Annotated in this window: 2 protein-coding genes and 1 pseudogene; all 3 read left to right on the plus strand. The window is 60.2% G+C overall.

What is annotated here, in order from left to right; all coding sequences use genetic code 11:
- Positions 1–210 precede the first annotated feature (210 nt).
- Positions 211–1941, plus strand: coding sequence for a ShlB/FhaC/HecB family hemolysin secretion/activation protein (locus ACSZO1_RS18410; RefSeq protein ID WP_437615212.1), 1731 nt, complete (start codon positions 211–213; stop codon positions 1939–1941).
- A 68-nt stretch (positions 1942–2009) separates the two neighbouring features.
- Positions 2010–12866, plus strand: a complete 10857-nt coding sequence (locus ACSZO1_RS18415; protein WP_437615214.1) for a hemagglutinin repeat-containing protein — start codon at positions 2010–2012, stop codon at positions 12864–12866.
- A gap of 219 nt (positions 12867–13085) precedes the next feature.
- A pseudogene (locus ACSZO1_RS18420) lies at positions 13086–13550 on the plus strand (DUF6862 domain-containing protein); the annotation flags it as partial.
- Positions 13551–13651 lie beyond the last annotated feature (101 nt).

Here is a 13651-nt window from a genome sequence, read left to right on the forward strand (position 1 = left end):
AGCGGGCATCGTGAAAAGTCTATGTCAAAGAAAGGGTTATGTTCTCATAATTGACGATTAAATCGCACCTTCCCTAACAGGATGATATTTTCAATAGGGTAATGACGGGTAAGTATTGTGATCTGAGAACTCAGTCGCTTGCTTTTTAAGCGCGCAGGGAGATAATACGCGCAAGTTACACATCCTTACACTTATTGAAACGGATTTTTCATGAAAAGGACTTTTCTTTCGAACGGATCTCCACCCAGGGCGTTGTTCCACGCTCTCGCGGGTGTCCTCTTCACCGGCACTTTCCCGGTTATGGCTGCCACACCTTTCGATGCCCCTGAACGGGCCGCTTCCGCCATTGATACCCGCGAACAGCAGCGCCAGCAGGAGCGCGAGCGTGCCCTGCTTAAACAGAACACCCCGCAGGCCGATACGCGCCTTTCCCGTCCCGAAGCCGTGTTGCCGGATTACCCGGTTAATGAGTCCCCCTGCTTCACCATCAACCGGCTTACCCTGGTCGGGAAGGCGGCCGCTCGCTTTCAGTGGGCGCTGGACGCCGCTGCGGATGTCAAGGGTCGCTGTCTGGGTGGCCAGGGCATTGTGCTTGCCATCAATAAAGTACAGAACGCCATCCTGGCCAAAGGCTATGTCACTACACGCGTAATGGCGCAGGAGCAGGACCTGACCACCGGCGTGTTGACACTCACGCTGCAGCCTGGTCGTATTGATAACGTTCGTTTTGAGGAGCCGGTCTCCTGGCGCGGACGGCTGTGGAACGCTATTCCGGCCTCGCACGGCGATATCCTCAACCTGCGTGATATTGAACAGGGGCTGGAGAACTTCAGACGGGTGCCCAGCGCCAAAGCTGACATTAAAATCCTGCCTGGCGCCCTGGAAGCCACCAGTGACCTGCAGGTCAACTGGCACGAGGGGCGGCCGGTGCGGCTCAGTCTGGGAATGGACGACAGCGGATCCAGAAGCACAGGGCGTTATCTCGGTTCGGCCACCCTGGCACTTGATGCCCCCTTTGCACAGAATGACCTGTTTTACGCCAACATCGGTAAGGATGTGTTTCAGCACGGACCGTTCGGCAATCGTTCACATACGCTGAATTACTTTTTCCCGGTGGGGTATTGGGCTTTCTCGGCCAACTACAACGACTACACCTACCATCAGAATATCCCCAACGCCAGCGAGGTGCTGCGCTACAGCGGCAAGAGCGATAACATTCAGTTGACCGTCTCCCGATTGCTCTACCGCGACCAGTCGCACAAGACCACGCTCAACCTGCGCGGTTATCGCAAACATTCCACTAACGCCGTGGACGACGTTGATATTGCGTCGCAAAAACGCCGGACCGCCGGCTGGGAGCTGGGGCTTAACCAACGCAGTTACCTCGGTACAACTACGCTGGATGCGAATATCAGCTGGCGCCGCGGTACCGGGGCGTTCAATGCCCTGCCTGCCCCGGAAGAATCGCGTCACGAAGGCAGCGCGCGTACCGGCATGTTGCTCGGAGACCTGGGCATCAATCAGCCGTTCTCCTGGGGCGAGCAGCCCTGGCGGGTATACACCAGCGTACGGGGGCAGTGGAGCCCGAATGCGCTGACGCCGCAGGAGCGGATGGCCATTGCCGGGCGTTACACGGTGCGCGGCTTTGACGGCGAACAGATGTTGTCCGGCGAAAAAGGCCTGCTGTGGCGCAATGAAATCGCCTGGAATGTGTTATCCGGCGGGCACGAGCTGTACCTGGCGGCCGACTACGGCCGGGTGGGCGGCCCGGGCACCCGCTACCTGGTGGGGCATCAGTTGGCGGGCAGTGCGCTCGGCGTGCGCGGTGCGCTGTGGGGGCGATTCAGCTATGACCTGTTTGCCGGCGTGCCACTCTACAAGCCCGCAGGGTTCCATACCTCCGGTGCGACCGCGGGTTTTAGCGTAAATCTGGAAATCTGAACATCGCGATACCGGCAGCGTTACTGATGCTGACCTGACTAGACTGACTTTTCTCACGGATGTGACCCATGAACAAACATTGTTATCGCCTTATCTTCAGCCGCACTCACGGGGAACTGCGGGTGGTGTCCGAACTGGCCCGCAGCTGCAGCAGCGAACCGGGGCAGCGCATCGGTTCAGGAATAACGGCTGGGAGTCGTCTGTGGGTCACCGTGCGTCGGTCAGCGTGGCTGCTGGGGCTGCTAATGTTCGCCGGCCCCGTCATGGCAGGCGGCATTGTGGCGGACGGCGGTGCCAATCCGGCCCTGCGGCCGGAGGTCATCAATACTCAGAACGGCTTGCCGCAGGTCAACATCACTGCCCCCAACCAGGCCGGCGTCTCTCACAACCAGTATCAGCAGTTCGATGTCGACACCAAAGGCGCCATCCTCAACAACTCGGCGGTGATGACCTCGACCCAGATGGCCGGGATGATCCAGGGTAACCCTAACCTCAATCCCAGTTCCGCGCCGGCGCGCGTCATCCTCAACGAAGTCAACAGCAACAATCCCAGCCAGTTGCGCGGTTTTATGGAAGTGGCCGGCGGCAAGGCGCAGGTGATTGTGGCCAACCCCGCCGGCATTGTCTGCAACGGCTGCGGCACCATCAACGCCGGGCGCATGACCCTGACCACCGGCAAGCCGCAACTGAACGCCGACGGCAGCCTGGCGGGCTACCAGGTTGAGCGCGGCGTGGTGCGCATCGAGGGTGGAGGTCTCAACGGGGATGCCCGTCATGATACCGAGTACGTCGACATTCTGGCACGTGCGGTGGAAGTCAACGCCGGCGTCTGGGCTAAAGAAGGCGTGTCGGTGGTGGTTGGCCGCAACCGCGTGAGTGCGGACGGTAAAACCGCGACACCGCTTTCGGACGACGGCAGTACCAGACCAGAGCTTGCCATCGACATGGGACAGATGGGCGGCATGTACAGCGGCAGTATCCGCATGATTGGCACCGAGGCCGGCGTCGGCGTGCGTAATCAGGGCGGACAGGTCCGGGCGGGCAAAACGCTCACCGTCAGCAGCGAAGGCAAGCTCAGCTGGCGGTCTGATACGCCGGATGCGGCCACGCAGGCCGGCGGCGATATTCAGCTGGCGGCAAAAGGCGACATCGAGACCCACGGAAAAGTGTATAGCGGTGGTAAGCTGGCCGTGCAGAGTCGCGAGGGGATGTTAACGCAGTCCGGGACGCTGGCTGCGGCCGGGGATGTGCACCTGAACGCCGCGCGTGGCATCCAGAGCAGCGGCCACCTGCTGGCGGGCAGTAATGCCGCCAGCACGCTGGTCCAGGATGCCAGCCTGCAGCTCGATAGCCAGGGTGATATCCGCGCCAGTGGCAGTCTGCTAAGTCAAAAAGAGGTCAACGCGTCCGGCCGCCGGGTGGATATCAGCGGCGCACAGGTTGCGACCGGTCGTACCGCGCTGACGGCACGTGACGGCGGCGTGGCCTTGCGCCAGTCCACCGTAGACAGCGGTGAGCTGGCCGTGAGCACGAAGGGAAATGTGGATGCGCAGCAGGCCAGGGTCAAGGCCGGGCGCTGGACGGTGGATGCCGACAACCTGTTCAACCAACAGGCGACCTGGTCACAGACTGGTGACGGTAAGAGCCGTTTCGCCCTGGCGGGCAAGTTGGATAACAGTGACGGTGCCATCGAGGCGCAGAACCTTCGGCTTTCGGCAAGCCAGTCAGTCAATCAGCGCGGCCGCCTGGTGACGCTGGGGGGCGCGGCGCAGCACTGGCAGGTCGGCGACCTGCTCGACAATGCCGGCGGGACGATGGGCAGTAACGGCGACCTGCATCTCGATGCCGGGCGCCTCGATAATCAGGGCGGCACGGTAAAAACCCAGTCGGGGCTCACGCTCCGTACTAATGGCGCGGTGAACAATGCCGGGGGCAACCTGCTGGCCGGGAACGGCCTGACGCTTGAGGCGGGCAGCGAGCTGAATAACGCATCCGGAACCCTGAGCGGTGACGAAGTACGTCTGGTGGCGCAGCGGTTGAATAACACGCAGGGGCAGGTCATCGGTCAGGGCAATCTCGACCTGACATCCAGCCACCTGGATAATCAACGCGGCCTCATTGGTGCCGGCAAGGCGCTGGATATCCATACCGGCGACTGGGACAACCGCGGCGGTACGGCGCAAGGCGAAACGGCCGTCACGGCAACGGCAGCGACCCTCAACAACGACGGCGGCAAGCTGCTGTCAGGCCAGGCATCAACCCTGACCACCTCGGGTAACACCAGCAACCGCGGCGGCGAAATCAGCGCCGCGGTGCTGACGGTGAAGTCTGACCGGCTCGACAATACGCAGGGCAAAGTGATTGGCCAGGCGCGGCTTGACCTGCATGCCCGCCGGGGACTGGACAATACGCAAGGGCGGCTGGGTGCCGGCCAGGCGTTGACCGTGCGGACCGACGGTGAGCTGAATAACCGCCGTGGCACGATATCGGGGAGCGGGCAAACTCACATAACGGCAGGGAGCGTACGCAACGAGGCCGGCAAACTGCTGGGCGGGCAACAACTGGTGTTGAACAGTGCGACTGAGTTGGTGAACCGCGAGGGCGAAATCAGCGGCGAGTCACTCACGCTGGCGGCGCAGCGCCTTGATAACGCTAAGGGCAAGGTGGTCGCCAGGCAGGATGCAGATTTGACGGCGAAGCAGGGGCTCAGCAACACTGCAGGCTGGCTTGAAGGCGGCAATACACTTACTGTCAAAACCGATGGCGACTGGGACAATCAGGGCGGCACCGCACAAGGCGGCCGGCAGGTCACCGCCAGCGCGCAGTCGCTCGATAATACCGGCGGGCGACTTCAGTCCGGCGGTGACCTGACACTTGGCGCCGCAGGCAATATCCTCAATCGCACCGGTAAACTGACCGCGCAGCAGGCCCTTGCCGTTAACGGCGGTGCAGCCAGCCTGTTCGATAATGATGGCGGCTCGCTGCAGAGCGGTGGCGACTTATCTTTGCAGGGTGGTCAGTTGACTAACCGCGCCGCCGGTGTGGTGCTCGGCGGACAGGCGCTTGCCCTGAATCTGACCGGCGACTGGGACAACCGGGGCGGTACGTTTACCGGCAATGGGCGCACCGGGGTGCGCGCCGCCAGTCTGCGCAATGCCCAGGGCGCCATCAACGCGCTGGGCAGCCTGGACATGCAGTTCACCGGCAGGCTGGATAACGGCCAGGGACGGGTTTTTAGTCAGTCGTCTCAGATGCTGCAGGCGCAGGAGATAGTCAATGCGCAGGGCTGGATGGGCAGCCAGGGCGGCTGGCAGGCGATCAGCGGCGGTTTTGACAATACAGAAGGCAGCGTTCAGAGCCTGCAGGCCGCACAGCTTGCAGCTGACTGGCTGGGTAACACCAAAGGCGGACTGCAGTCGGCACACGACCTGGCGCTGCGCATCAAACAGGATATCGATAATCGCAACGGTAAGGTCTCGGCGCAGGGGCAGCTTGCTGTTACGGGTGCCAAAGACGGCGAACACGCCGGCGCCATCGATAACGCCGGGGGTCAGTGGCTGGCCGGCGAGGAGCTGCGTATCGCCGCCCGCGCAATTGACAATACGCAGGGCGGGCTGCTCTACAGCCAGAAACAACAGCGCCTTACGCTGAGCGATGCGCTGAACAACCGCGATGGGAAAGTGCAAAGTGGTGAGGCGCTTCAGCTTGACGCACAAACGCTGAACAATGCTGGCGGTATGATAGATGGCCAGCAACAGGTAGCACTGCGCATTCTCGGCTTGCTGGAAAATACCGGCGGTGCTGTGCGCAACAATGGCGACCAGCAGGTGTCGGCGGCCGGTATCAATAACACGCGCGGCGTATTCAGCAGCCGCGGCGGCATCACGGTGACATCAAAGCAGCTGGACAACGACGGCGGCACGCTCATCAGTCAGGGCTCGGGCATCTACCGACTCGACCGGCTTAACAATCAACAAGGCAAGTTACACAGCGGCGACGCGCTCACGCTTGAGGGGGCACAGGTCAACAACCAGGGGGGGCAACTGGTGTCGACTCAGGGCCTGACGCTCAAGGCCGAAGCACTCGACAACAGCGGGCAGGGCACAATAAGCAGCCAGTCAGCGCTTATCGTGCGGGCCGATCGCCTGAACAACCGCGACGGCGGGCTGATGCTGGGCACCACGCGTACCGACATCACCGCTCGTGATATCGACAATGCCGCAGGCCGCCTGCAGAGCAGCGGGCAGATGACCCTCTCGGGGGTAACGCAGCTGGACAACCGGCAGGGGCGTCTCCTGGCCAACGGCAACCTCAATATCAATACTGACCGGTCACGGACCGATTCACCACTGGCGCTGCTTAACCAGGGCGGGCGCGTGGAGAGCGCCGGCGCACTGACAGCGAATACGCGTACTCTGGATAACCAGAACGGTACCCTGCTGGGGCTGCAGGCGCTGACGCTGTCCGCACAGCAGGACTACACCCATCAGGCCGGCGAAAACATCAGCAGTAACGGCACGGTGACGTTCTCCCTGAGCGGTGCCTTTACCAACCTGGCGGACTGGTTGCTGCCGGGCAATCTGGTGCTCAATGCGGCCGGCATTACCAATCAGGCCAACCTGGTGGGAAAAACGCTGCAGCTGACGACCGGGGCGTTGCAAAACACCGGGCGTATTGAAGCGGACAGCATGACGCTGAACGTTGATACCCTGGACAACGCCGCAGCGCTGATGGGGGATGCTATTACCGTGCGCGGGCGCATCATTGACAACCACGGTCAGCCAGCGGTGATGGCGGCAACCCAAAGCCTGATGATGCAGGCCGGTGAGCGACTAACCAACCGGGATGGGGCGCTGATTTACAGCGCAGACCATCTGCAGCTGCACAGCGATGACCTGATTGAGAACCGGGCGAGCTTTATCGAAGCGGACGGTAACGCCACCGTCGAGGCCCGTCGCCTGAATAACCTGCGTGAAGGGCTGGTGATTGAGCGTGACGCGGAGAAGAGCGACTACAAATGGCACCGCTACAACTATTACTGGCGCTCCTACGGCTCAAAGGTCAACCCCGACAAAAGCACCATGGCGCCGACCACCCAGCAGCTGACTTTCCAGGATGACGCGGCGGCGCAAACCAACCGCTACGGCACCCTGCTTGCCATTGATGCGCCGGGCAAACGCGCGCAGGTGCGGGTCAGGGACAACAAAGGCACACTTACCGACCTGTGGGTCAACTACCTGGCGCTGACCCCCAACGCTGACGGCACCTACGCCATGACGTTTTATGAGACCCGCGGCCCCCGTCAAAACAACGTGCCTACGCCCTATCAGAACACGTTCTGGCGCGAACACGATCGGGGACGCCTTGAGCAGTGGGATCCTGAACGGCACATTGATATCGACAGTGCGCCTTACGTGACCGATTACAACAATCTGCGCGAGCGCACGGCGACCGGCACCGTCACGCGCGATGCACTCATAAGTGAAGGGTTCGGCGCGCGTATTTTGGCGGGTGGCAATATGGTGCTGCGCATTACCGGCGCGCTGCTCAATGACGCCAGCGTCATTACCGCCAACGGCAACCTGACGCAGGGCGGCGGCGGTAGCGTGGACAACCGCGGTTACTCGGTCAACGAACGGCGTCAGGAGCATATCGTTGACCACATGGATAAAGACACCCACCACTGGTATCCGACGTACAACCGTGATGAGACCACGGCGCTGGCGACCGTTGACGGGATTATCTCCGGCAACGGCACGGTCACCATCAACGGCGCCCGCATCACCAACACCACGGTCAGTCAGGCACAAATCAGTCAACTGGATGCGGCATTAAAGGCGGTGGATGCCGAACGCGCCGAGCTTGAGCGCAATCCGCTGGCCTTCACGGTAGAGGGCACAGGCCGGCAGGACAGCGACACGTCGCTTGCACCGGGCGAGCAAATGACAAGACAGGGCGCCACACCGTCCTCGCCGCTGGGGCGCCCGCTGCTGCCGTCTGAGCTGGCGCTGACGCAGTTACAGCATCTGGGCAATGTGGCCACCACCATCCCCAATAACGGCCTGTTCAGTCAACATACGGCAACCGGCAGCCCGTTCCTGGTGGTGACCGATGAACGCTTTACCCGCCGCGACAACTTTATCAGCAGCGACTACATGCTCGAGCGCGTCGGGTATGACCCCGCGCAGGCCCATAAGCGTCTGGGCGACGGCTTTTACGAGCAGCGCCTGGTGCGTGAGCAGGTGCTGAAACTCACAGGCAAACCATCCGTCAAGGGCTGGGATGCGATGGAACAGTACCAGCAGTTGATGAACAACGGCAGCGAAGTCGCTTATGACTTCCATCTGGTACCGGGCGTGGCCCTGACGCCTGAGCAGATTGCGGCGCTGCAGCAGGATATTGTCTGGCTGGTGAGCGAGACGGTGCAAACGGAAGACGGCCCGCAAACGGTATGGGTACCGAAGGTGTACCTGGCCCAGGCCACGCTGCGCCTGACCGGCGATGGCGCGGTGATTAGCGGTGGTGACCTGCAGCTCTCGGCAAACAGCATCACCAATGCCGGCAACCTGTTTGCCGACAAAGCCCTGACGGTCGACGCCGGGCAGTTCCTGCATCAGGGCGGCGACATCAAGGCCGGCAGCCTTGACGTGCAGGCAGACAGTCTGGCCCTGAGCACCAACCTGCAGGATGCGCTGCGTCAGGCGACGATGAGCGCCGGCGATATTCGCCTGAGCGGCACCGATATCACGCTCACGGGGGCGAAGCTCAATGCGACCGATACGCTCAGCCTGAGCGCGCGCAATGACCTGACCATCACCGCCGCCAAAAGCAGTCATGCTGCCGACCTCGAGTTCATCTCGGGTTCTATAGGTAACCGCACCCGCGGCGGCACGGAAGCGGCCGGCTCCCGGATGGCGCACGTCAGCGGCGAATGGCAGCAGGCTCAGGGGAGTGAGCTTAACGCCGGCGGCAACCTCACGCTCACGGCCGGGCATGACGTTCTGCTTACGGGGAGCCAGGTAAAAGCCGGCGGTCAGCTTGGCGTGCAGGCCGCAGGCAACATCAACCTTCTGGCAGACAAGACCACCAATACCACGCACCTGGAGGCCAACAGCCGTACGTCATCAGTCAGCAACGACCGCCAGGAAGAGCGTCTGACATTAAGCACGCTCGGCGGTGACCAGGGCGTCACCCTGGTGGCGGGCAACCACCTGCTGGCGGAAGGCGCGCAGGTTGACAGCAAAGCGGGTCGCATTGGACTCAGTGCGCAGGACGTGACCATTAAAGACGCGCGCACCCGCACGCAGGACCAGGACAGCGAAAACAAACGCGAGGGCAAAACCAAAAGCCATCGCGAAGAGCAAGCCGAGCGCGAAATCAGCACCGGCAGCACCTTCAGCGGTCAGCAGGGCGTCACGGTTATCGGGCGTGAGGGCGATGTCACGGTCACCGGCAGCACCCTGCACAGTGACCAGGGTGCCATCGCCCTGCAGGCGAAAAAGGATGTCACACTCAATACGGCCACCGAGCGCGAGTCGCGCTACAGCGAGGAACGTTCCGAGAAAAAAGGCTTCCTGAGTAAAAGCGGCAGCCACACCGTAACCGATGACCGCATCACGCGCGAGAAAGGTACCCTGCTCAGCGGGGAGAGCATCACCGTCAGCGCCGGTAATGACCTGACGGTCACCGGGTCGGCCATTGCCGCCGACCGGGACGTGACCCTGCAGGCCGGGCATAACGTCGATATCGGTGCGGCCACCGAGACCGAGTCCCACTATCTGCTGGAAGAGAAGAAAAAGAGCGGTCTGCTGGGCAGCGGCGGCATCGGGTTTACGGTTGGCAAGCAGTCAAGCAAACATGAAATCGACGAGAAAGGCACTACCCAGAGCCAGAGCGTCAGCACCGTGGGAAGCAGTCAGGGTAACGTCAGTATCACGGCGGGCAACCAGCTGCACATCGGCGGCGCCGACCTGGTGGCGGGTAAGAACCTGGCTCTTACCGGTGACAGTGTGTCCATCGACCCGGGTTATGACCAGCGTACCCGCAAAGAAACGTTCGAGCAGAAGCAGAGTGGTCTGAGCATCGCATTATCAGGGACCGTGGGCGGCGCGCTCAACACCGCCGTCAGCTCGGCGCAGCAGGCAAGAAAGGAAGGCGACGGACGCCTGAACGCGCTGCAAAACACAAAAGCCGCGCTGTCCGGCTTGCAGGCCGCACAGGCCTGGGAGCGGGACAATGCGCTTACCGCCTCGGCGGAGGCGAAAAACGCCGCCGACGGTTTACAGCCGGGAGACAAAGGTGCGACGCAGGGCGCCACCAATACGGTAGGCATCAGCGCCTCTTACGGCAGTCAGTCGTCGAAAAGCGAAACCCGCACCGACAGCCGCCAGTCGCAGGGCAGCACGCTCACCGCCGGGCAAAACCTGTCGATAACGGCGACCGGTAAAAGTCACAACGCACAGAGTGGCGATATTACCATCACCGGCAGCCAACTGAAGGCGGGCAAAGACCTGTCGCTCGATGCGGCGCGGGACATTACCCTGCAGTCGGCGCAGAACAGCGAAAGCACCGTCGGCAGAAACGAGAGCCGCGGCGGTAACGTCGGTGTGGGCATCGGGGTTGGCTCGGGCGGATACGGTATCACCGTTTCGGCCGGCGTCAATGCCGGCAAGGGGCATGAGAACGGCAACAGCCTGATCCAAACTGAAACCATCCTGGATGCGGGTAGCCATCTCAGCCTGACCAGCGGCCGCGACACCAAATTGAAAGGCGCACAGGCGAGCGGAGAAAAAGTTACCGTCGACGTGGGCCGTGACCTGACGCTGCAAAGTGAGCAGGACAGCGACCGCTATGACGCCAGACAGCAAAACGCCAGCGCGGGCGGCAGCTTTACCTTCGGCTCGATGACCGGCTCGGGCTATATCAGCGTGACCCAGGACAAGCTCAAAAGTAATTTTGACAGCGTCAGGGAACAGACCGGGCTGTTTGCGGGTAAGGGGGGATATGACGTCACGGTCAAAGAACACACTCAACTTGATGGTGCCGTCATTGCCAGCACGGCCGACAAAGAGAAAAACCGTCTCAATACCGGTACCCTGGGCTGGACGGATATCCATAACCAGGCGGATTACAGAGCGACGCACAGCGGCGGGTCATTCAGCACCGGCGGGCCGGTGGGCAAGGACCTGCTGACCAACATGACCGGCGGCACGCTGTCGGGGGCTAACAACAGCGGGCATGCGGAAGGCACGACGAAGGCCGGCGTCAGCGAAGGTACGCTGATAGTCCGTGATACCGACAAACAGCAGCAGGATGTGGCGCAGCTTAACCGGGATACCGGACATGCCAACGACGGCAGCATCAGCCGGATATTCAACAAGGAGAAGGAGCAGAACCGGCTGAAGCAGGCGCAGCTGATTGGGGAAATTGGTGGCCAGGCGATGGACGTTATCCGCACGCAGGGTGAGATCGCCGGGCTGAAGGCACAGTCAGACCCGACGGCGCTGGCGCAGGCCCGGGAGCAGCTGGAAGGGGAAGCGAAAGGCAAACCTGTCAGCGATGCGGCGGTGATGAAGCAGGCGTATGATAATGCCATGCGGCAATACGGCACCGGCAGCGATCTGCAGAAGGCGGCACAGGCGGTGACGGGGGCGCTGGCGGCGCTGGCGGGCAATAACCTGGCGGGTGCGCTGGCGAGCGGTGCCTCACCGTACCTGGCGACGGAAATCAAGAAGCGGGTCGGTGAAGATAACATCGCCGCCAATGCGATGGCGCACGCGGTGCTGGGCGCAGTGACCGCGCAGCTGAACAACCAGTCAGCTGCGGCGGGTGGGTTGGGTGCCGGCGGCGGTGAACTGGCGGCACGCTACATTGCCGGCCAGCTGTTCCCGGGCAAGACGGCGGAGCAGCTGAGCGAAAGCGAGAAGCAGCAGGTGAGCACGCTGAGCCAGCTGGCTGCAGGGCTTGCTGGTGGCCTGGCAACGGGTAATACTGCAGGAGCGGTGACCGGCGGGCAGGCCGGCAAAAATGCGGTTGAGAATAACTATCTCAGTTCGACAGAAGCTCGCCAGCTTGATAAGGAAATGCAGGAATGCAAAGCCTCTGGTGGTGACTGCAATAAGGTTGTCGAGAAATACATCGATATAAGTAATAAAAACAGTAAGGAGCTGGTTGAAGCCTGTACCGGTGGCGGTGTTACTTGTGTGACCTGGCAGGAGCTGATACAGGGTGCCACTAATGTGGCGAATGATGCGAATCCATCGCAAATCCGGCTGGATGAAAAGCTGAAAGACCCGAGCGCGGCAGCGCTGGTGAATTACCTTAACGGAACGGATTTGAAATTCTTGGAGGAGAATATCACCACGGGTGATCGGATGATGTCTGTTGTCATGGACCCGACATCGTGGCCGGTGGCCATAATGGGCGGAAAAGCGATCATCACCAATGCGATTAATAATACCAAAGAGCAGTTGATTGCTGTCGGTGTGGGTGCCGGATTGGGGGCTGGTATTCAATATGGCACAACAGGCGAAGTGAAACTATCTGATGTAATTGGCTCCGGTGTTATTGGTGCCATTACTGCTGGTAAAGGTTATAACCCGACAATGGCCTGGAATGCGGCAGGCGGTTATTACCAGGCTGAAATCAGCGGTGATGATCCATTTATGGCAGCGCTGCTGAGTAAGGCTGGTGCTTCAGCAGGTTATGCTGCGGGTAATGTTATTAAAGTACCAATGGACAAGATTCTAAATCCAGTATCAAAACAGTATGAATGGGTTCCAACAGGAGTCTGGACAATAACAAAGCCGGCGCCACAAAGTTCTGTTCCATCAGTCATGGGTAATTTAGGCGATAGTTTTGTTTCAGGAGTAGCCGGAGATGCTTTAGAAAAAACTGTGTCTGGAGGTAAAAATGAAAATAAATAGTCCTAAAAAACCGATATGGACATTATTTTTTATGTGTTTATTAATGTGCATAGCTTTAATTATGATAGGAACTTTCTCCTATCTTCTAAAAGGCTGGTTAATCTGGGATTTTGATAAATCTTTCCCTTTTGGAAGAAATGAGATTATTACGATCTTAAAGATCAGTCTGTTAGGTATTCCTGCGGGCTTCGTATTCTGGATCTTCGATGCTCGCTAATTGTTGAGAATAACTGGCTGCACGTTAACGAAAAGTCAGAACTTGAGATAGCGAAGCAGAAGCTCAGGAGCAAAGACCCGGCAGAGCGCGAGCAGGCACAGCAGACTATCAATGATCTGCGTAAAAAGGACATAAGCCGCGACCGGAAGGTTATCGAAGCCTGCGGTAATGGCAATGCAGCCAGTGCGGCCTGCGCCGGAGCAAGGCTGGAAGTTATCGCGGCCAGAGGTGAATACGAAACCGGGCAGTACAACAACAAAGTCAGCGACATGTACCCGGACGCCTACGGGCCGATAGTGAACCTGCTGAATATCACCAGCGTTGATGCGCAGAATCAGCAGCAGGTGAAAGATGCGATGGTGAACTATGCAATGGCGCAGCTCGGGGTTGATAAGGCGACGGCAGAGCAGTACGTATCAACGTATGATGGGATGAAGATCGTTGCTGCTTCAGTGACCCCTGTATTAAGGAAGGTGCGATTTAATCGTCAGTTATGAGAACATAACTCTTTCTTTGACATAGACTTTTCACGATGCCCGCTCTTGCCAGCTATTCCTCCCGCAAAAAA

Origin of the sequence: Erwinia sp. V71, assembly GCF_965644245.1 — a bacterium.
In the GTDB taxonomy this organism is placed as follows: Bacteria; Pseudomonadota; Gammaproteobacteria; order Enterobacterales; family Enterobacteriaceae; genus Erwinia.

Bases quoted from the DNA above. Each gene is read 5' to 3' on its own strand.
- ACSZO1_RS18410 (WP_437615212.1), top strand. From the start codon at position 211: ATGAAAAGGACTTTTCTTTCGAACGGATCTCCACCCAGGGCGTTGTTC.
- ACSZO1_RS18415 (WP_437615214.1), top strand. From the start codon at position 2,010: ATGAACAAACATTGTTATCGCCTTATCTTCAGCCGCACTCACGGGGAA.